We start from the raw sequence: 19841 nt of genomic DNA on the forward strand, positions 1-19841 counted from the left end.
AAAGCCGTTTCCTTAGTCCTCCTCGACCTTCGGCCGCCACGCTTCGCTGAGCTGCTTCTGCACCGGCGCTGGCACCGGCTCGTAGTGGCTGAGGTCTAGGCTGTAGCGGCCACGACCGCCGGTCATGGCCTTGAGCTCGGTGGGGTAGTCGGCGAGTTCGGCCAGTGGGGCCTGGGCGCGTATCATCAGTTCGCCGCCGCGGTTGCTGTCGGTGCCGAGGATGCGGGCGCGCTTGCCGGCGAGGCCGCCGGTGACGTCGCCGACGTCGACCTCGGGGATGGATATCTCCACGTCCACGATGGGTTCCAGCAGGACCGGGCGCGCCTTGCCCACGGCGTCGAGGAAGGCTTTCTTGCCGGCGCTGACGAAGGCGACCTCCTTTGAATCGACCGGGTGGTACTTGCCGTCGTACACGGTGACGCGCAGGTCCTGCAGCGGGTAGCCGGCCACCGCGCCGCGTTCCATCGCCTGCCGCACGCCTTTCTCGATCGCGGGCAGGAAGCTGCCGGGGATCACGCCGCCTTTCACCGCGTCGACGAACTCGAAGCCGGCACCGCGTTCCAGCGGTTCCACGCGCAGGAACACTTCGCCGAACTGGCCGGCGCCGCCGGTCTGCTTCTTGTGGCGGTGGTGGCCTTCCGCCGGTGCGGCGATGGTTTCGCGGTAGGCGATGCGCGGCGGGTGGGTGACGACTTCCACGCCGTAGCGTTCGCGCATGCGTTCCAGCGTCACCTTGAGGTGCAGTTCGGACAGGCCGCGCAGCACGGTCTCGTTGAGTTCCTTGTGGTGTTCCATGCGCAGGCAGGGGTCTTCCTCGGCCAGCCGCGCCAGCGCGTTCGCCAGCTTCTGTTCCTGGCCCTTGTGCTTCGGTTCCAGCGCGAGGCCGGACATCGGCTGCGGGAAACGCATCGGCGCGAGGTGGATGCGATCCTCCTCGTGCGCGTCGTGCAGCACGGCGTCGTAGTGGATCTCCTCCACCTTGGCCACCGCGGCGATGTCGCCGGGGATGGCCTGCTCGATCTCCACGTGGTTCTTCGCGTTGAGCCGGAACAGGTGGCCCACGCGGAACGGCTTGCGGCCGTCGTCCACGAACAGTTCCGCGTTGCGGCGCAGCGTGCCCTGCCACACGCGGAAGATGCCGAGCTTGCCCACGAAGGGGTCGTTGATGATCTTGAACACGTCGGCGATCACGTGCTGCTTCGGGTCGGCGTTCACGGTGATCGCCTCGTCCTCGCCGTTGCGGAAGGGCGGCGGGTTGCCTTCGGCGGGATTCGGCAGCAGCCGGTCCGCGAGATCCAGCAGTTCCGACACGCCCGCGCCGTTGCGCGCGCTGACGAAGCAGATCGGCACCAGGTGCCCTTCGCGCAGGCACTGCTCGAAGGCATCGTGCAGCTGCTGCCGGCCCAGCGCCGCCTCGCCGTTGTCGAGGTAGGCGCCCATGGTGGCTTCGTTGATCTCCACCACCTGATCGAGGATGCGCTGGTGCGCGCTGGCCAGCGAGGAGAAATCGGTGGTGCCCTCGGCGTGGAAGAAGCAGTCCAGTACCAACTTGCCGCCTTGCGCGGGCAGGTTCACCGGCAGGCATTCGGGGCCGAACTCGTCGCGCAGCGCTTCCACCAGCGCACCGAGGCGCGCGCCCTCGAAGTCGATCTTGTTGACCACCAGCACGCGGGCGAGGCCGCGCGCACGCGCGTGATCCATCATGCGGCGCGTGCCGTGCTCGATGCCGTTGACGGCGTTCACCACCACCATCACGGTTTCCACCGCGGCGAAGGCGGAGAGCGTGCCGCCGCGGAAATCGTCGTAGCCGGCGGTGTCGATCAGGTTGATATGGCAGCCGCCGCGGTCGATGCCGGCGATGCAGCTGTCGATGGAATGGCCGCGCGCCTTCTCCTGCGCGTCGGTGTCCGACTGCGTGGTGCCGCGCTCCACCGAGCCTTGCGACTGGATCGCGCCGCCGGCGTGCAGCAAGGCCTCGAACAGCGTGGTCTTGCCGCTGCCGGCGTGGCCGGCGAGTGCGATGTTGCGGATGCTTTCCGTGTTGTACGACACGATGCGACCCTCCTCTTGCAGAGGTGCGGGCCCGCATCGGCATGAGCGGCGCCGCACGGAACCGCACGTGGCGGCTGACGGGGCCGTCATGGTCGTCCGGGCGCGGACGCGGGGGCGGTCATGGCGGGACGAGTCCGCCGATGGTACGGCGCGGAATGGTTAGGCTCGCGTCAACACGCGCCGGGAACCGCCGCGGCGCCCCGTTGTCTCTAGGGCCGGTTCAAGCGGCGCCCCGCATACTCCACGCCATCCCCGACGCCGTCCCTGGCGCAAAGGCATTCCCATCGCCACTCCCTCGCAGGCCGAAACCCGTGCCACGGCAAAGCCCGATCCCGGGTGGGGCGGCATGCCCGTGCTCGATCCGGCGACGGTCGCGCGCCTGCGCCAGTCGCGCTGGCGCGAGCCGACGTACGGGCGGGGGCTGGCGTGGTGGGTGCTGGCCGTCGTCGCGCTGCTGCACCTGGTGTTCGCGGTGCTGACGTGGTGGGCGATGCGGCCACCGGCGCCGTCGGCCGGCGCGCCATCCGCGGCGGCGGACGACGTGCTCGAGGTGCGTTTCATCTCCGTCGCCGGCAAACCGGTCGCGAAGGCGCCGCCGCCCATGGCGTTGCCGCCGCCGGCGATCCATGCGCCGGCGAAGCGCGCCAGCGGGAAGGGCGCACCGAGCGTGCAACCGCCCGCACCGGCGCCGGCGGCCAGCGTGGCGCGGCCGCGCCTGTTCGACAGCAACGGCATGCCCATCCTGCCGGCAGCCTCCAGCAGTGCGCCGCCGCCCGAATACGTGCAGCGCATGCCGCAGGGCGACGAACGGATCATGCAGCACACCAACCCGGTGAAATACCAGCCCACGCGCTTCGACAAGGATTGGGGCCACGGCGGCAACCCCATCGACGATGCGCTGCAGAAGGCGGTGGACAAGACCACGGTGAAGCACACCTTCGACCTGGGACATGGCATCCACATCCATTGCGGCATTTCGCTGGCGGCGCTGGCGGGCGGCTGTGGCGGCGATCCGCCTTCGCCGCCGCCGCCGAAGGACGGCGACGTGCGCATGGACATGGCGCCGGCCAGGCCGCTGGCGCCCAACCCGGACACGCCGGAGCCGCCGCCGCTGTCCAGGTGCATCGCGCTCTATCGCGCCGGCAAACCGCTCGCCGACGGTTGCCCCGCCGACACGCCGATCCGCGCGGTGGACGAGGAGCTGCGCGAGCAACGCGGGAAGCAGGCGAAGCAAGCTGCGGGACACTGAAGTTTCCAGGTCGCCCGCTACACTCGCGCGATGCCGCTGCCCACGGATCCCCACGCACCACGCCCGCATGCCCAACGGCCGGCGCAGGTACTGCTGAACTCGCCGCTCGCCGCCTCGTCGCGCATGCTCGGCCTGCGCGCATCGCGACGGCCGGGTCCGCAGCTGGCATGGCGGCGCGTGGTGGCGCTCGCCTGCAGCCTGCTGATCCACGTCCTGTTCCTGCTCGGCTTCACCTTCGTGACGGAGTGGGAGCCGCCGCCGGGCGTGGACACGCCGGCGAAGATGCAGGCGCGTTTCATCGAGTTGCCCGACCTCGCGCCACCGCCGCCGCCGAAAGGCGAGCCGCCGCGCCAGGCCGGACCGGTGCATCTGGGCCATGCGGCCGCCCGTTCCGGTGCGCAGCATGCCGCGAGCGCCGCCGCGCACCGCGCGCAGCCACAACCCGTCGTCGCCGCGAAGGCCGTGGCCGTCGCGCCTGCGAAGGTGGCCGCGGCTCCCGTGCCGCCGCCCAGCGTGCCGCAGCCGGCGCCCACGCCGAAATTGCAGCCGGTGCCGGTGGCGAGCCAGCCGCCGCCGGTGACCCTGTCCAGGCCCACGCTGCAGCCACCGGTACCCCCGAAATTCCAGCCGCAGCCCGTGCGTCCGCCGCAGATCGAGGGCAACCAGCCGATGTTGCCGCCGCCTTCGCTGGCGCTGCCGGCCGAGCCGCCGCAATCGCCGCCCACGGTCACGCCACCCGCCGTGGCGCTGGACCGCGTGGCGCCGGACACGCAGGTGCCCGCCATCGTGCAAGCCGCGCACGTGGACCTGCCGGCGGCACCGCCGGTTCCCGAGCTGCAGGCGGTGCCGCTGCCGGCGCAGGTCGCGCCGCAGGTGAGCCTGCAAACTGCGCTGGCCGCGCCCGTCCCGGATGTGCCGCGGCACCTGGCCAAGGTGCAGGCGCCGGAGCCTGTCGAGGCGCCGGAGCAGCCGCTCGCCGCGATCCCGCAGTCCGCGTCCGCCACGCCCAGCGTCACGCCTTCGCCCAGGGCCACGGTGGAGATCGCCAACGACAGCTCGCTCACCGCGATCGGCCAGCCCACGCCGGTGGCCTTGCCGCTGGGGGCAAGCACGCCGGCGTCGAGCGGGGCATCGACGACGGCCTCATCGACCGCCGCGGACAACGCGGCTAGCGAAGAGGCCGCCGGCAAGCCAGGTGAAAGCGCGGCCCCGGACGTCAGCACTGCGCCCAATGCCACGCCGCAGGGCAGTGACGCTGCACGTCCCGGCGAGCCGCAGGGCACGACCAGCGCCAGCGACGTGGCCGCCGTGCATGGCCATGGCCCGGTGAACTCGCATGGGTTGGGTCACGCCACTTCAGGCGAGGCCGGCAAGGGGCAGGGCGCCTTGCCGGGCACGCAATCCGGCGCCGGCATCGCGGGCGCGGGCACGGCATCGGGCGATCAGGCCACGCCGGACAAGGTGCCCGAGTTCGTCCAGCTCAAGCCCACCGGCGACACCGCGGTGATGCGCCACGACGTCAACGGCGTGAAGTACCAGGCCACGCGCTTCGACCCGTACTGGACGCCGCCGGGCGAAAGCTCGGTGGATACCGCGTTGCGCCACGCGGCGGAAAAGACCACGGTGCAGCACACCTTCCACCTGCCGCTCGGCATCCGCATCAAGTGTTCGGTGACGCCGCTGATACCCGTTTCGCTGCTCGGCTGTGGCAATGCCGATGCGCCTCCGCCGGCTGTGGCGCAGAAATCCTATGATCGTCTCAATCTGCCGGATGTGCCCGGCGGCAGCGTGCCCAGCATGCCACCCGCAGCAGCGGCGACCGCCGGGGCGCCTTCGCGCATCGTGCTGGACAATTCGGCGCAGTGTGCCGCTGCGCGCGTCGCAGGCGGCCCGCCGCCACCCGGATGTCCGCCCGTCGAGCCGATGGTGAAAGGCCATGCGCCAGCGGCTTCGCCGCGTTCGTGGGTGCCGGCCAGCGACCAGTTCGGGCCGCCTTCGCCGATTCGTGCCGGCCAGCCGTAGGACGGCGCATCGGGGATGTCGTGCGCCGGGACCAGCGGATGAGGGGTCGCCCGGATGGCCCTGGATGCCGGTGCCCACCGTGGGTCCCGCGCGAGTCGTCCTGCGGTCAAGGTCCGGGCAGGAGGCGGGCCGTCTTCATCGCGCAACCATGAGTGTGGCGGCGTCGAAGATGCAAACGCGGTTGCGACCGCCTTCCTTGGCGCCGTACAGGGCGCTGTCCGCGTGGGCCATCAGGGTCTCGTAGGTGTCCGAACCATCGGACAGCATGCAGAGCCCGATGGAGACGGTGAACCGGACCTCGTCCCCGCGCGGAATGCGGATGGCCAGCGACGCCAGGGTGCTGCGCAGCCGTTCCGCAATGGCCAGCGCGTCGCTGATCCTCACCTCGGGCAGCAGCAGGCCGAATTCTTCTCCGCCGAGCCGGCCGAGCAGGTCGATCTCGCGCAGCCCGGCCTGGCACGTGCTGGCCAGGCCGACGAGCACCTGGTCGCCCACGGCGTGGCCATGGACGTCGTTGATGCTCTTGAAGTGGTCGACGTCCAGCAGCAGCATTGCAAGCGGGGTCTTGCTTCTCGCACAGCGTGCTATCACGTGCTCGGACATCTCGATGAAGAAGCGCCTGGAACAGGCCCCGGTGAGCGCATCCGTATTCGCCATCTTCTCGAAGGTATGCGACTGGAGCTCCAGTTCGCGCGTCTTTTCCTCGAGGGCCGCGGTTCTCTCCCTGACGAGCGCTTCCAGTTTCTCGTGGTGCGATTGAAGTTCCGCCTCGTGGCGAATGCGTGCCGCAACGTTTTCGGCCAGGTATTCGCGCATGCGATTGATCGACCCCGCCATTTGATCAATCTCGTCGGGCGACCGGTTCCAGGTCGATTTGGGCAGGATGAGCGGGATGTCCAGGTACTCGACACGCAGCATGCGCAGATAGCCGGACATGATCTCCAGCGATTGCGTCATCCGGGCCTGGACGAGGAACAGTAGCGCCAGCGTTCCGAAGAACGTGAGGGACAGCGTGGCGATGCCTATCTCGATGGCCTGGTGCTGCAGCTTCTGCCTGACCGGGTCCCAGCCGAACTCGACGGTCAGGGTGCCGAGGTCGAAATGCCGGTGGTCGTTGTAGATCAGGGGGTAGCTGCGGGCCGTCCGCGGGTGGGCATCGGGCCGACCGCGCTCATGCAGTTCCTCCTTGCTCTGCAGGCGCACATATTCGACGCCAGGTATGTTGCCGATCTCGTCCAGGCGGTCATCGATTCCATGCGGGTCCACCTGCCAGAGGCTGTCGACGAGCCCGGGGACGATGGTCCGGCCGATTTCGTCGAGTCTTTGCCGCGTCGCGTTCACCTCGCTGCGATAGCTGCCGAGAAGCATCCAGGCAGTGATGATGGCGGTGACCAGGAGGTTGATGCAGACATTCGCTACGGCCAGCCTCTTCGCCAGTACGCGCTTGTGCCGGCCGTCGGGGCCTTGCGTATTCATTGCGCGGTGCCGGGTTGAAACCCGAAGTCGCGGCAAGCGGGCACCATGCTGGCCGGAAGCAACGGGTTGGCCAGTTCGATGACACGGCGATCGTGCAGGTGCAGGGCATTCAGGTTCTGGCGATAGGTGAGCTCGAACAGCCGCTGGAGGCTGCCGTCGGCAATGGCCCGTTGGAGGCCTATCTGCAGGTCGGCGGCGAGTGATGGATTGCTTTTCGAAACGAAGAAGACGAGCGCCGACGGATAGTGCAGCAGCAGATGCGTCTCCGCGACGAGGCCGGCGCCATCGGGGCTCTGGAGTTCCCCGCCGATCTCGGCCACCGATCGGGGCACGGCGTCGACGTGGCCCAGCTTCAACATCGAGAAAAGGGACGTGTAGTTGATCGCCGCGGTCATGTCGAAGCCGTTGTCATGCAAGATCGCCAGATCCGGCCAGTCCTGGTCCTGGGCCATCGGCACATGGGCCAGCTGCGATGCCGTCAGCAGGTCGCTGAACCGCTTCTCGTCGTCCCGCCTGATCAGCAGGACGCGCCAGCCGATCAGGCCGCGATCGATCGGGACCCTGACGACAAGCAGCCGCTTGTCCCGCTCCACCGTCGCGACGGACCATCCCACGGTCACCACCTGGTTGTCTTCGAGCAGCTTGAGCGTGCGTGCCTGCGACAGCACGATCGTGCTTTGCTTCATCGAAAACGCGACATGCAGATGTTCCAGCGCCAGGCGCAGAACCGCGACCGGGTAGCCCGTTCTGGTGTCGTAGGGCGTTTCCGGCCGGGGAAAGACCACCCGCAGAGGTGGCGTGGCACGCACGCCTGCCGACGGGAGTCCGAGTCCAGCCATCATGGCCAAGCGGAAAAGACGTTTCCCCACCATGCCAGCCTCGCCTTGCCAAGTCACATCGTTCCCCGGCGCCGACACCTTGGCCATGAAAAGGGTGGCCGGGACGGCCATCCGTTCGTCTTGCAGCGGGTCGTCGGGAATGCACCGGATACTTGCAGGGCTTCGAATTTCCTGACGGCCGATCACTTGACTGATCCACGGTTGCGCCGGATCGTGAATACAGTCGATAGCACGCAAATTTGATTACGGCTGGGGGTGGTCGGCAGGCGCCTCGCGCAGTCGGGGATCGTTCCCGGATCATTGATACATCGTTGCGTGTGGTATCGGCGTGCAGGCCAGAAACATTAACCGGGCCTGCTTCCCGGGTGGGCAGGGAAGGGTCGCCCCGGCCGCCGGCAAGCGCCCGGAGTCGTCGTCGCCTGGCGGGTGGGCACAAGCCGTCCGCAGGCCGGTAACAGCAGGCGAGGAAACCGGTGGCGAACGGTCACAGCAACCGCTGGAATTCCCTCAGCAACGGCAACCGCCGCACGCGCACCGCACTGACGCGGAACACCGAGTTGGCCAGGGCCGGCGCGGCGGTGGGCATGGCGAGGAAGCTGGCGCCGGTGGGCGGGCGGTCGTCGTCGGAGACGATGATGGTTTCCACGCTGTCCGGCAGCAGGGCCATGCTCGCGAGCGGGTAGCTCTTCCAGTCGCGCTGCTGCACCTCGCCGTCCTTCGTGGTGATGGCGAGGTTGAGCGCGGTGGAGAGCGCGTCCAGCGTGGCGCCGGCGACCTGGCCTTCGAGGCCGAGCGGGTTGATCACGCGGCCCACGTCCACGGCGCAGACGACGCGCTCGATGCCCAGCTTGTCGTTCTGCAGCGAGGTCTCGATGGCGTGCGCCACGTAGGCTCCGTCCATGGCCCAGCAGGCGATGCCCAGGCCGTTGATGCTGCGCAGCCAGTTCTTCCAGCCGATGCGGTCGGCGACCAGTTGCAGCACGTTGCGCAGGCGGCCGGTGTCCAGCGTGCCGCCGTTCTTCAGCGCGATACCGCGCGGTTCGCCGAGCAGGCGCAGGCGGGTCTGCAGCGGATCCTCGCGCAACTGGTGGGCGATCTCGTCGATGAAGCTTTCCGCCGCGAAGGCGTTGGCGAGGTGCGGCATGGCGCGGTGCGGGCCGCGCGGCAGGGCGGATTGCTGCGCGTACCAGTCGCTGCGGAAGTTGGGCACGAGGCCGGCCGGCAACTGGTCGGCGGAGACTTCCGAACTCCACAGCCGCTCGGCGGGCACGCCGCGGCCGGCGAGCGCGGAGGCGCTGGCGACGCGCTGGTTCCAGGCGGTCACATTGCGCTTGCGGTCCAGCGCGGCGCTGATCCGGTGCGCGCTGGCGGGGCGATAGTAGTCGTGCGCGAGGTCCTCGCCGCGCGTCCACAACAGGCGCACCGGCTTGTTCACGGCCTTGGCCAGCAGTACCGCTTCGGCCACGTAGTCGTGGTCGAGCCGGCGGCCGTAGCCGCCGCCCACGCGCGGCACGCGGATCTCGATCTGCTCGGGGGCAAGGCCGGTGAGCCGTTGCACCACGGCCCAGGCCTGCTGCGGCGCCTGCGTGGGCACCACCAGGCTGGCCTTGTCCTTGTCGACGCGCGCGAGGCAGTTCATCGACTCGGCGCAGGCGTGCGCGAGCCAGGGCTGGTAGTAGGTGGCGTCGACGCGGACCGCGGCGTGCCTGGCGGCCTTCTCCACGTCGCCGTCGTCGCGCACGCGGGTAGTGGGCGCGGCGGTGGACTTGTCGTCGAGCAGGGCGGTGGCCTGCTGTTCCAGCGCGACGCTGCTTTCCGTGGCGCCGGCGCCGGGCTTCCATTCCACCTTGAGCTTGTCGCGGCCTTCCAGTGCGGCCCAGGTGTTCTCCGCCAGCACCGCCACCGCGGGCGCGATCACGGTGAAGCCGGGTTGCTGGGCCGGGTCCGGCTTGAGCTGCATCACCTTGGCCACGCCCTTCACGGCGAGCGCGGGCGCGGGGTCGATGCTCGCCAGCGTGCCGTCCGGCCACGGGCAGTGCAGCAGCACGGCGACCAGCGCCTCGGCTTCGTTGTGGTCGATGGCGTACCTGGCCTGGCCGGTGACGATGGCGTGCGCATTGGCGTCGCCCACCGGCTTGCCGATCAGGGTGTAGTGCTGCGGCGATTTCGGCGCGGGCGGCTGCTGGGGCAGGTCGATCTTGCTGGCGTCGTCGACCAGGCTGCCGTAGGTGACGCGGCGACCGTCCGGCGCGATCACCGTGCCGGCTTCGCAGTGCAGGCGGTCGGCGGCGATGCCGAGGCGGCGCGCGGCGGCCTGGGTCAGCAGCCAGCGCGCCAGCGCGCCGGCATGGCGCAGGTCGGCCCAGGCGGCGGGGATGGAGTCGCCGGTGCCGCCGCGCTGGTGGCCGTAGGTCCAGCGCGGCTTGCCGTTGTCGCCGGCCTCGACGCCGAGGCCGAGGTGCACCACGCTGACGCGGTTCCAGTCCGCGTCGAGCTCGTCGGCCACGATCATCGGCAGCGCGGTGGCGACGCCGGTGCCGGTGTCGGGGTCGCGCGCGCCGATCAGCACGTTGCCGTCGGAATCGATGCGCACGTAGGCGCCCAGGCCGTGGAAGTCGTTGCCCAGCCATTCCGCCGGCAGCGGCGGCTCGCCGGCTTCGGCGAAGCGCACGCCGACCACCAGCGCGCCCGCGGTGCCGGCGAGGATCTGCAGGAAGCGCCGGCGCGACAGCCGGATGCCGTTCGACGGGTTCGTGCTCATGCCTGGCCCGCCTTGCCGGCGGCGGCGCGCTTGATCGCGGCGCGTACCCGGGTCTGGCAGCCGCAGCGGCAGCTGTTGGGCAACTGGTCGATGTCGGCATCGCCGGGTTGCGGCTTGCGCCTGAGCAGGTCGAAGCTGGCCATCAGCCAGCCCGGCGTGCAGTAGCCGCAGCCGATCGCGTCCTCATCGATGAAGGCCTGCTGCAGCGGGTGCAGGGCGCCGTCTTCCGCGGCGAGGCCCTCCACCGTGGTGATGCTCTTGCCGGCCAGCTTCGCCATCGGCTGGGTGATCGCGGAAACCAGCCTGCCGTTCACCAGCACCAGGTCGGCACCGCTGCCGCCGTGCGCGCTGCCGTACTTGGTGCCGGTGAGCCACAGCACGTCGCGCAGGTACCACAGCAGGGGCATCTGCGGATCGCCGGTGTGCACGAAGCGTTCGCCGTTGATCTCGACCGCGATGCCGTCGTTGCGCGCCGTCTCGGCGGCGACGCCGTTGTCCGGAACGGCCGGCGTACCGTGGGCCTGGGCTTGCGCCATGCGGGATCTCCTCCAAACGTATCCCACGCATTGTGGCATTGCCGCGGGCGGCTTAGGAATGCAGGGGCTGAATTGTCGCGCGCGCGTGCCGGCGGGGCGCCGGAATGCCCCGCCGCCCGGGGCCGCTCATTCCAGCAGGGCCTTCACCCGTGCCCGCGTCAACGGGCCGAACCGCAGTTTCCCGCACAAGGCGTCGAGCGCGGCGGCATCGCCGGCCCCGCGGCGCAGGTCATCGATGCCCTCGGGCACGGGCGCATCGAGCGCGATGCGCGTGAGCCGGCGGTAGAGCAACGCCTGGTCGCCGTGCTCGCGCAGCTTCGCGGCGCAACTGGCGGCGCCGCGGAGGCGCAGGAAGGGGACTTCGTCCACGTGTTCGAGCAGGGCTTCGAGGTTGCCGAAATGGCCGAGCAGGGCGGCGGCGGTCTTGGCGCCGATGCCGGGCACGCCGGGGATGTTGTCCACCGCGTCGCCACACAGGGCGAGGTAGTCGGCGACCTGGTGCGGGTGCACGCCGAGTTTCTCGTGCACGCCGGCGGGGCCCCAGCGCAGGTTCTTCGCGTAGTCCCACTGCTCGTCGTGCTCGCCCAGCAACTGGCCGAAGTCCTTGTCGGCGGAGACGATCACGCCGGGCACGCCGTGCGCGCGCAGGTTCCACAGCGCGCTGCCGATCAGGTCGTCGGCCTCGTAGCTGTGGTCGATCAGCACGGCGACGCCGAGTGCGGCGGTGACTTCGCGGCACAACACGAACTGGCGCTCGAGGTCGGGCGGCGGCAGTTCGCGGTTGGCCTTGTAGGGCGGGTAGATGGCGTTGCGGAAGGAGCTGGTGAGCGAGGCGTCGAAGGCCACCGCCAGGCGCTCCGGCCGTGCCTTTTCCAGCAGCTCGCACAGGAAGCGGGTGTAGCCGTGCACGGCGTTGGCGGGGTGGCCTTCGGCGTCGAGGAATTCGTCCGGCATCGAGTGCCAGGCGCGGAACACGTAGAGGCTGCCGTCGACCAGGTGGGCGGCGGTGCGGCGATCCGCGTTCACGGCGCCCACGTGACCAGCAGGTCGTCCAGCGCGGGGCGTTCGCGGTCGGGCACGTCGAGCTGCGGCGTGCCGAGGTGCACGAAGCCGACCACGTGCTCGTTCGTGGACAGCCGCAGCAGGGCGGCCACATCGGGGTCGTAGGCGGCCCAGCCGGTGAGCCATTGCGCGCCGAAGCCCAGCGCATGCGCGCCGAGCAGGATGTTGTAGGCCACGCAGCCGGCGCTCAGGCGCTGCTCGATCTCGGGGACGCTGCTGCCGGCGTCGATGCGCGCCACCACCACGATCACCAGCGGCGCGAAGGTGTAGCGCAATTGCTCCTTCTCGCGCTTGGCGTCGGAGAGTTCCGGCTGCTTGCGGATCGCCAGTTCCGCCAGCCGCTCGCCGAAGCGCAGCTTGGCGTCGCCTTCGAGGCGGATCAGCCGGAACGGCGCCAGCTTGCCGTGGTCGGGCACGCGGATCGCGGCGGCGAGCAGTTCGCGCAGCGTGGCCTCGTCGGGCGCGGGCGCGCCGAGCTGGCGCGACGGGACGGATTGGCGTTGCTGCAGCAGCTCGAGCGGGGCGGGCATGTCGTGGTCACGTTGCGGAAAGCCGCATGGTAACCGGCATCAGCGCAGCAGGGCCCGTGCGGCGAAGGCGCCGGGCAGCAGGGCCGCCACGCTGGTCTGCGCGGTGTCGCCGCGCAGGTTGGCGAGCAGCACCGGCATGTCGCCGTCGCACAGCTCGCTCAGCACCTGGCGGCAGGCGCCGCAGGGGCTGACCGGTCCATCGCAGTCGGCGACCACCGCGATGGCGGCGAAGTCGCCCGGCCTGCAGCCGGCGGCTATGGCGGCGAACAGCGCGGTGCGTTCGGCGCAGTTGCACAGGCCGTAGGCGGCATTCTCGACGTTGCAGCCGGCGAAGCGGCGGCCGTCGCGGGCCAGCAGGGCGGCGCCCACGGCGAAGCCGGAATACGGGGCGTGGGCTTGTTCGCGGGCGGCGCGCGCCAGCGCCAGCAGTTCGTCGTGCGGGATGGAAACGGGCATCGTGCTCTCCGTGTTCCCCCGGGCGGTGGGTCAGGGTAGCGCGCCGCGGCGGTGCGTCCAAGCCCGCGCAAACATGGCAAGATGCGGCGACCTTCCATGAGGGACGCACGATGCCGATCACCGTAGCCGCCCTGCGCGAGACCGCCGCCGGCGAACGCCGCGTGGCGATCACGCCCGAGATGGCGAAGAAGCTCCACGGCAAGGGCCTGCGCGTGTTGCTGGAACACGGTGCGGGCGCGTCGGCGGGCTTTCCCGACGCGCTGTATGCGAACACGGATTTCGCCCCGGCCGGCGAGGTGCTGGCGCAGGCCGACCTGCTGGCCTGCGTGCTGCCGCCGGAGGATGCGGTGTTCGCGCAGTTGCGCGAAGGCGCGGTGGTCGTGGGGCAGTTGCGGCCTTACGGCGCGCCCGCGCGCATCGCGGCACTGGCCGCGCGCAGGCTCACCGCGTTCGCGCTGGAGCTGCTGCCGCGCACCACGCGCGCGCAGGCGATGGACGTGCTGAGCTCGCAGGCGGCGGTGGCCGGCTATCGCGCCATGCTGATCGCCGCCGAGGCGGCGCCCAAGTTCTTCCCCATGCTCACCACCGCCGCAGGCACCATCCGGCCCTCGAAGGTGCTGGTGATCGGCGCTGGCGTGGCCGGCCTGCAGGCGATCGCCACCGCGCGCCGGCTGGGGGCGCAGACCGAGGGCTACGACGTGCGCCCCGAAACGCGTGAACAAGTGGAGTCGCTGGGCGCGAAGTTCCTCGACCTCGGCGTCAGCGCCGCCGGCAGCGGCGGCTATGCGCGCGAACTGTCGGCGGAGGAGCGCGCGGCGCAGCAGCAGGCGCTGGCCGAGCACCTCAAGGCGTTCGACGTGGTGGTGAGCACGGCCGCGGTGCCGGGCCGCGCGGCGCCGAAGATCCTCACGGCCGCGATGGTCGCGGGCATGAAGCCGGGCGCGCTGATCGTGGACCTGGCCGCCGAGAGCGGCGGCAACTGCGGGCTGACCCGGCCGGGTGAGCGCGTGGAGCAGGGCGGTGTCACCATCCTCGGCCCGCTCAACCTGCCGGCCGGTGCGCCGCTGCACGCGTCGGAGATGTATGCGCGCAACGTGGTGAACTTCGCCGAGCTGCTGCTGAAGGATGGCGCGCTCGCGCCCGACTTCGACGACGAGCTGGTGGCGAAGAGCTGCGTGGCGCGCGCCGGCGAGGCGGTGTTCAAGGGGTAGCGGCTCCCGCGGGCGAACGGCCCGCGGCGCGATCAGTGCCTTGGTGCGTGCAGCCAGCGCAGCCGCTGCGCGGGAGGCATGGCGTGCCATTGCTGCATCAGTTTCTCGCGCTGCTCCGGCGGCATCTGCTGGAAACGCTGGTAGGCGGCGTGCAACTGCTCGCGCTGCGCGGGCGGCAATTGCCGGAACAGGCGCTGGTTCTCGCGCGTCTGCTGGCGCTCCGCCGGCGTCATCTGCTGCCAGCGCGCGATGCGATCGCTGATCTGCGCGCGCTGCTGCGGCGGCAGGTTCACCCAGTCCTTGCTCTTTTCCAGCAGGTGCTGCTGCCGTTGCGGCGGCAGGCTGCTCCAGTCCTGCCGCAACGGCGACAGCACGTCGCGCTGGGCCGGCGTGAGGCTGTTCCAGGCGGTCGGCGCGGGTGCGTTCTGCGCGTGCAGGGCAGGCGCGGCAAGGCCGCCGAGCAGGATGATGGCGAGGGCGAGCGACTGCAATGGGCGTGCGGACAGGGCCATGGATCAGTGGGCGGGGGGCGGGTTGTCGTTGGCGGCCAACCAGCCGTAGAAGTCGAGGTTCTGGTACAGGTTGGGGTCGGCCTGCTCGGGATCGGGCGGCAGCGGGCTGTCGGCTTCGTTGCCAACCGTGGCGGTGACGGCGGTGGCCGGCATCTCGGCGGCTGGGCGGGGTTCGGACGGCCACGCCAGCAGCGCGGCCAGCGCGATCGCCGCGCAGGCGCCGGAAGGCACCAGCCAGCGCGCGACATGATGGTGCACCTGCCGCGTGCCGGCCAGCGCCTCGCGGCGCGCGGCGCGCAGGCGGCCGGCGAGGCCGGGATCGAGGTTGCGCGCGGCTTCGTGGTAAAGCGCGCGGGCGCGCTGCTCCAGCGTGGCGTTCGACAGGTTGTTGCCAGGCGTGTTCATCGCCAGTCCTCCAGTTGTTCGCGCAGCCGTTGCATGGCGCGCGACAGATGTGTTTTCACACTGCCTTCCGAGCAACCCATGGCCTGTGCCGTCTCGGCCACGTCCAGTTCTTCCAGCATGCGCAGCGTGAAGGCCTCGCGCTGGCGCTGCGGCAATCCGCGCAGCGCGGCGCTGAGGTCGTGCCACGACTGCGCGTCCTGCACCCTGTCCTGCGGGCCGGGACCGTGGTCGGCCGGATCCCAGCTGGGCAGTTCGTCGCCCTCGTCGTCGCGACCGCCGCCCAGCCAGCCCACCACGATCGAGCGCACCTTGCGGCGGCGCTGCAGGTCGACGATGCGCCGGCGCAGGATGCCCCAGAACAGCGGCGCCCATTCGGTGGCCGGTTTGTCCCGGTAGTGCCCCACCAGCCGCAGCATGGCGTCCTGCACCGCGTCCAGCGCGTCCTCGCGGTTGCGCAGGTTCAGCTCCGCCACGCGGAAGGCGCGCCGCTCCACCTGCGCCAGGAAGGCGTCCAGGGTGGCCGGGATTTCCTGCGCGCCTGCGGCGGCCAGCAGTTCGGCATCGAGGGTACCGGCGAGGCCGTTCATGGCGGCCTCGTCCGCATCGTCGGCTGACGCATGCCTGGGCTCCAACGGTTCGACACCCGTGCTCAACGCTTGGCGCTCGCACAGGTTGACTGGCGCCCGTATGATGCTGGAACTGCGTTGTTCAGGCGGGTGGCACTCATGGGAGAGGGGTCATGATCGACGGGTTTGTGGCGCTGTACATCTTCATGCTGGCCGCGTTCACCGGCCACGAGATCATCGCGCGGGTGCCGGTGATCCTGCACACGCCGTTGATGTCCGGTTCCAACTTCGTCCACGGCATCGTGCTGGTGGGCGCCATGATAGCGCTTGGCCATGCCTCCACGCCGTTCGAGACCGGGCTGGGCTTCGTGGCCGTGCTGCTGGGCGCCGGCAACGTCGCCGGCGGCTACGTGGTCACCGAGCGCATGCTGGAGATGTTCAAGCCCAGCGCCGGCAAGCCGGGAGACAAGGCATGAGCTGGCTGCCCACCCTGGTCGATGCCTGCTATTTCCTCGCCGCACTGCTGTTCATCCTGGGCCTGAAGCGCATGAGTTCGCCGCGCACCGCGCGCGGCGGCATCGTGTGGGCGGGCGTGGGCATGCTGCTGGCGGTGCTGGCCACCTTCGCGCTGCCGGACATGCACAACCGCGGGCTGATCCTCGCCGCGGTGCTGATCGGCGTGGCCGCGGCGTGGTGGAGCGGCCGCCGCGTGGCGATGACCGCGATGCCGCAGATGGTGGCGCTGTACAACGGCATGGGTGGCGGCGCCGCGGCCGGCATTGGCGCGGCGGAACTGGTGGCGCACGTGCAGCGTGCCGCGACGATGGTGCCGGACACCTCGCCGCTGCGCCCGGAAAGCTGGGCGATCGACGCCCTGCACCAGGTTCCCGCGGTGGCCCCGCTGTCGCCGGTGGCGCTGCTGCTGGGCGTGCTGGGCGCGCTGATCGGCGCGGTGAGCTTCTCCGGCTCGCTGGTCGCCTTCGCCAAGCTGCAGGGCTGGATGGACCGGCGCTTCGTGTTCCCCGGCCAGCGCATCGTGAACCTGCTGGTGCTGCTGCTGGCGCTGCTGCATGGCGCGATGCTGGCGACGGGGCACCTCGAACTGCCGGTGATCGCGGCGTTCTTCGTGCTCTCGCTGCTGTTCGGCCTGCTGATGACCTTGCCGATCGGCGGCGCCGACATGCCGGTGGTGATCTCGCTGTACAACGCCTTCACTGGCCTCGCGGTGGCGTTCGAGGGCTACGTGCTGGGCAACGAGGCGATGATCATCGCCGGCATGGTGGTCGGCGCGGCCGGCACCCTGCTGACCCAGCTGATGGCCAAGGCGATGAACCGCTCGCTGGGCAACGTGCTGTTCGGCAGCTTCGGCGCGGCGGCGGGCGGGGCGGCGCAGGAGATCGCCGGTGCGCAGAAACCGATCGAGGCCGCCGATGCGGCGGTGATGATGGCCTACGCCGAGCGCGTGGCGATCGTGCCGGGCTACGGCATGGCGGTGGCGCAGGCGCAGCACAAGGTGTGGGAGTTCGCCAAGCTGCTGATCGAGCGCGGGGTGAAGGTGAAGTTCGCGATCCACCCGGTGGCCGGCCGCATGCCCGGCCACATGAACGTGCTGCTGGCCGAGGCCGGCGTGCCCTACGACCTGATCGAGGACATGGACGACATCAACCCCGAGTTCCCGAACACCGACGTGGTGCTGGTGATCGGCGCGAACGACGTGGTCAACCCGATGGCCAAGACCGATCCGTCCTCGCCGATCTACGGCATGCCCATCCTCGACGTGGCGGCGGCGAAGCACGTGATCGTGGTCAAGCGCGGCAAGGGCACCGGCTTCGCCGGCATCGAGAACGCGCTGTTCTACGCCGACAACACGCGCATGCTGTACGGCGACGGCCAGGCCGCCGCCGGCCAGTTGGTGAGCGAGCTGAAGTCCCTCGACGTTTGAAGAGTGCGGCCATGGATGGCCGCCCGTTTGATCCTGCGATCAGGGATGATCGCAAAAGCTTGAGCAGTGCGGCCATGGATGGTTGCCCGTTTGATTCTCGCGATCAGGATGATCGCAAAAGTACAGACAAGGGCCAGGCAAAATGCCACGTGTAGGAGCGCACCCTGTGCGCGATTGCCTTGCGCTTCGATCAAGGCGCAAGGCAATCGCGCACAGGGTGCGCTCCTACCGATGGTGTATCAGCGGCGCGGCGTGGCCTGGCGCCAGGCCAGCCAGGCCGCCAGCAGGATGCCCAGCGCGTACCACGCGACATCGGCCGGATGCAGGCCCAGCCATGCCAGGTCCAGCAACATGCCGGCGCCTGCCGTGCGCAATGCCTCGGTGAGGCCCAGGTCGAAGTTGCCGGCCAGCAGGATCGCGGCCATCAGCACGTTGAAGTAGAGCGCCGCCAGCACCGTGGCAAAGGCCGCCAGCACCGCCGCGCCGGCGCCGGCGCGGCGGATCCAGTGGCGGGTCGCCCACGCCAGCACGGCGCCTGCCGGCAGCGCCAGCCAGGGGGCGGCACGGTGCAGGTACATGGTCGCCACCATCCACGTCGCGCCCACGGCCAGGCCCATCATCGCGGCGCAGAACAGCGCGAAAACGAACAGCGGAACGTCGCGTGGCTTCATGGCGCGGGCCGGGTGGCGGAGAGGCGGGTCATGCGGTGGTCGGTGGGCAAAAAACGCCGATCATAGCTGGTCGCCGTGCCCAGCTGCCCCCGATCCGGGCCATAATAGGCAGCTTGGCGTGCCGTGCAGCACGCCTCATTGACGACGGATTGGCGAGTGGCATGAGCGGTTTCAGTCTGAGCAGCGAACCCTTCACCCTGGTGCGCGACTGCGAGGCGGTGATGGTGCCGCAGGGCGAAACGGTGAGCCTGCCGGCCGGCCAGATCGGCTACATCACCCAGGCACTGGGCGGCAGCTTCACCGTGTACGTGGAAGGCAACCTGTTCCGCATCGCGGGCAAGGACGCCGACGCGCTGGGCAAGGAGCCGCCGCCGCCGATCGAGGTGCCGGCCGACGCCACCGACGCCGACGTGGAAAGGCTCTGCTGGGACCAACTGCGCACCGTGTTCGACCCGGAGATCCCGGTGAACGTGGTCGAGCTGGGCCTGGTCTACGACCTCAGCCTCGAACAGCGCGAGGACGGCCAGCGCAAGGTCTACGTCAAGCTCACCCTCACCGCGCCCGGCTGCGGCATGGGCGACATCCTGGTGGACGACGCCCGCACCAAGCTGGAAATGATCCCCACCATCGCCGAAGCCGACATCGACCTGGTGTTCGACCCGCCGTGGAGCCACTCGATGATGTCCGAGCTGGCGAAGCTGGAAACGGGGATGCTTTGATGCCGCTTTTCTCCCTCTCCCCTTCGGGGAGAGGGTTGGGGTGAGGGGCAATCTTGCGAGGTGGTGAAGTCGGAGTGCGATTCAGAAGTTGCACTCTTGCGTGTGCTTTTTTACTTCCTCGCAAACGGATTCAACAGCGCAACCTTGAATCCCCTGAAATCAGCAATATTCCGCGTCACGACGGTCAAGTCATGGATTCGTGCCGTCGCTGCGATCATGGCATCTTCATACAGGGTGTCCGACTTCCGGTGCATGAGCCTTGCCCACTCCCGGAACACCCGCCCGTCCATGGGAATCACGTTGTAGGCCGCAGCAAGCTGATCCAGCCAACTTGTCAGCTCGGCCGCCTTGGCCTTGTCCTGCTCTCTGGTGATCTCGATCCCTGCTTGAATCTCGCCGATGGTCACGGCCGACAGGTGCAGATCGGCATCGGCCACCTGCTCGATCCAGGCAACGACTCCGCCATGCGGCTTCGGCTTTCTCAATTCCGAAACGACGTTCGTGTCGAGCAGGAACATCAGGACAATCCCTTGGCAGGTCGGCGCTTTGCCTTTCCGCGTGTCGGGACGGGGATGTCTCCACGACCTTCAGGCATTAGGAGAAGATCCTTCAGGCTTGGCTTCGCCGCTTGTTTCAGGCGCCGCCATTCAGCCGCGTTGACCAGGACGGCGGCCTCTGCCCCGCGCTTGGTCACAAGCTGGGGGCCATCGGTCATGCAGGCGTCCAGAAACTCACTGAAGCGGGCTTTTGCATCTTGTACGGGCCATGTGCTCATGAGTCACCTCTGTCCTGACCAGATATGTGACTAGTTTAGCACGTTGGCTGGAGACGG

The 19841-nt window shown here is 69.7% G+C and carries 20 protein-coding genes; 6 read left to right on the top strand and 14 right to left on the bottom strand.

Annotation, left to right across the window (positions count from 1 at the left end; translation table 11 throughout):
• Nucleotides 1-12: 12 nt before the first annotated feature.
• A complete protein-coding gene (gene fusA, locus IHE47_RS05640) occupies nucleotides 13-2052 on the bottom strand; it encodes an elongation factor G (protein WP_192104898.1) in 2040 nt (679 codons plus the stop codon).
• A 346-nt stretch (nucleotides 2053-2398) separates the two neighbouring features.
• On the opposite strand from fusA, the gene IHE47_RS05645 reads away from it, so the two are divergent.
• Together IHE47_RS05645 and IHE47_RS05650 are read left to right on the top strand one after the other, a co-directional pair.
• The gene (locus IHE47_RS05645; protein WP_225561649.1) at nucleotides 2399-3301 is read left to right on the top strand and encodes a hypothetical protein; all 903 of its coding nucleotides are present in this window, start codon (nucleotides 2399-2401) and stop codon (nucleotides 3299-3301) included.
• 30 nt (nucleotides 3302-3331) lie between these two features.
• Nucleotides 3332-5323: a hypothetical protein gene (locus IHE47_RS05650; protein ID WP_192104899.1), complete on the top strand. Its 1992-nt coding sequence runs from the start codon at nucleotides 3332-3334 to the stop codon at nucleotides 5321-5323.
• A gap of 135 nt (nucleotides 5324-5458) precedes the next feature.
• Here the strand turns inward: IHE47_RS05650 and IHE47_RS05655 are convergent, their stop codons facing one another.
• The 7 genes from IHE47_RS05655 to cdd all read right to left on the bottom strand — a co-directional run bounded on the left by IHE47_RS05655 (nucleotide 5459) and on the right by cdd (nucleotide 12971).
• Nucleotides 5459-6799 (bottom strand): GGDEF domain-containing protein, encoded by a 1341-nt coding sequence (locus IHE47_RS05655; protein WP_192104900.1) that lies wholly within the window; start codon nucleotides 6797-6799, stop codon nucleotides 5459-5461.
• A complete protein-coding gene (locus IHE47_RS05660) occupies nucleotides 6796-7824 on the bottom strand; it encodes a hypothetical protein (protein ID WP_192104901.1) in 1029 nt (342 codons plus the stop codon). Before IHE47_RS05660 ends, IHE47_RS05655 begins: the two co-directional genes overlap by 4 nt.
• Before the next feature lie 298 nt (nucleotides 7825-8122).
• The gene (locus IHE47_RS05665) at nucleotides 8123-10399 is read right to left on the bottom strand and encodes a molybdopterin cofactor-binding domain-containing protein (RefSeq protein WP_192104902.1); all 2277 of its coding nucleotides are present in this window, start codon (nucleotides 10397-10399) and stop codon (nucleotides 8123-8125) included.
• Nucleotides 10396-10935 (bottom strand): (2Fe-2S)-binding protein, encoded by a 540-nt coding sequence (locus tag IHE47_RS05670; RefSeq protein ID WP_192104903.1) that lies wholly within the window; start codon nucleotides 10933-10935, stop codon nucleotides 10396-10398. Before IHE47_RS05670 ends, IHE47_RS05665 begins: the two co-directional genes overlap by 4 nt.
• Nucleotides 10936-11061: 126 nt before the next feature.
• Nucleotides 11062-11961 (bottom strand): 5'-3' exonuclease H3TH domain-containing protein, encoded by a 900-nt coding sequence (locus IHE47_RS05675; protein ID WP_343227440.1) that lies wholly within the window; start codon nucleotides 11959-11961, stop codon nucleotides 11062-11064.
• Nucleotides 11958-12527 carry a nitroreductase gene (locus IHE47_RS05680; protein ID WP_225561650.1) on the bottom strand — a complete coding sequence of 190 codons (570 nt, stop codon included), beginning with the start codon at nucleotides 12525-12527 and terminating at the stop codon, nucleotides 11958-11960. The genes IHE47_RS05675 and IHE47_RS05680 overlap by 4 nt, the downstream gene beginning before the upstream one ends.
• A 39-nt stretch (nucleotides 12528-12566) precedes the next feature.
• Nucleotides 12567-12971: a cytidine deaminase gene (gene cdd, locus IHE47_RS05685; protein ID WP_343227446.1), complete on the bottom strand. Its 405-nt coding sequence runs from the start codon at nucleotides 12969-12971 to the stop codon at nucleotides 12567-12569.
• Nucleotides 12972-13093: 122 nt separating this feature from the next.
• Here cdd and IHE47_RS05690 point away from each other — a divergent pair, with 122 nt between their 5' ends.
• The gene (locus tag IHE47_RS05690) at nucleotides 13094-14194 is read left to right on the top strand and encodes an NAD(P) transhydrogenase subunit alpha (protein ID WP_192104906.1); all 1101 of its coding nucleotides are present in this window, start codon (nucleotides 13094-13096) and stop codon (nucleotides 14192-14194) included.
• 32 nt (nucleotides 14195-14226) lie between these two features.
• On the opposite strand, the gene IHE47_RS05695 is transcribed toward IHE47_RS05690, so the two are convergent.
• Genes IHE47_RS05695 through IHE47_RS05705 form a run of 3 tightly spaced genes read right to left on the bottom strand, consistent with a single transcriptional unit; the run spans nucleotide 14227 to nucleotide 15698 of the window.
• Entirely contained in the window at nucleotides 14227-14706 is a 480-nt protein-coding gene (locus IHE47_RS05695; RefSeq protein WP_192104907.1) for a DUF3106 domain-containing protein, read from the bottom strand.
• A gap of 3 nt (nucleotides 14707-14709) precedes the next feature.
• Nucleotides 14710-15111, bottom strand: coding sequence for a hypothetical protein (locus IHE47_RS05700; RefSeq protein WP_192104908.1), 402 nt, complete (start codon nucleotides 15109-15111; stop codon nucleotides 14710-14712).
• Nucleotides 15108-15698 carry an RNA polymerase sigma factor gene (locus IHE47_RS05705; RefSeq protein ID WP_192104909.1) on the bottom strand — a complete coding sequence of 197 codons (591 nt, stop codon included), beginning with the start codon at nucleotides 15696-15698 and terminating at the stop codon, nucleotides 15108-15110. Before IHE47_RS05705 ends, IHE47_RS05700 begins: the two co-directional genes overlap by 4 nt.
• A 152-nt stretch (nucleotides 15699-15850) precedes the next feature.
• Here IHE47_RS05705 and IHE47_RS05710 point away from each other — a divergent pair, with 152 nt between their 5' ends.
• Together IHE47_RS05710 and IHE47_RS05715 are read left to right on the top strand one after the other, a co-directional pair.
• Complete coding sequence (locus IHE47_RS05710) at nucleotides 15851-16153, top strand: NAD(P) transhydrogenase subunit alpha (protein ID WP_192104910.1); 303 nt, start codon at nucleotides 15851-15853, stop codon at nucleotides 16151-16153.
• Complete coding sequence (locus IHE47_RS05715) at nucleotides 16150-17619, top strand: NAD(P)(+) transhydrogenase (Re/Si-specific) subunit beta (protein WP_192104911.1); 1470 nt, start codon at nucleotides 16150-16152, stop codon at nucleotides 17617-17619. The genes IHE47_RS05710 and IHE47_RS05715 overlap by 4 nt, the downstream gene beginning before the upstream one ends.
• Before the next feature lie 239 nt (nucleotides 17620-17858).
• Here IHE47_RS05715 and IHE47_RS05720 read toward each other — a convergent pair whose 3' ends face one another.
• A complete protein-coding gene (locus tag IHE47_RS05720; RefSeq protein ID WP_192104912.1) occupies nucleotides 17859-18290 on the bottom strand; it encodes a hypothetical protein in 432 nt (143 codons plus the stop codon).
• 161 nt (nucleotides 18291-18451) lie between these two features.
• Here IHE47_RS05720 and sufT point away from each other — a divergent pair, with 161 nt between their 5' ends.
• Nucleotides 18452-19009: a putative Fe-S cluster assembly protein SufT gene (gene sufT, locus IHE47_RS05725; protein ID WP_192104913.1), complete on the top strand. Its 558-nt coding sequence runs from the start codon at nucleotides 18452-18454 to the stop codon at nucleotides 19007-19009.
• A gap of 110 nt (nucleotides 19010-19119) precedes the next feature.
• Here sufT and IHE47_RS05730 read toward each other — a convergent pair whose 3' ends face one another.
• Entirely contained in the window at nucleotides 19120-19527 is a 408-nt protein-coding gene (locus IHE47_RS05730; RefSeq protein WP_192104914.1) for a type II toxin-antitoxin system VapC family toxin, read from the bottom strand.
• Nucleotides 19527-19784, bottom strand: a complete 258-nt coding sequence (locus tag IHE47_RS05735; RefSeq protein WP_192104915.1) for a type II toxin-antitoxin system Phd/YefM family antitoxin — start codon at nucleotides 19782-19784, stop codon at nucleotides 19527-19529. Before IHE47_RS05735 ends, IHE47_RS05730 begins: the two co-directional genes overlap by 1 nt.
• Nucleotides 19785-19841: the final 57 nt, after the last annotated feature.

Source organism: Rhodanobacter sp. DHB23, assembly GCF_014842975.1.
Classification (GTDB): domain Bacteria; phylum Pseudomonadota; class Gammaproteobacteria; order Xanthomonadales; family Rhodanobacteraceae; genus Rhodanobacter_A.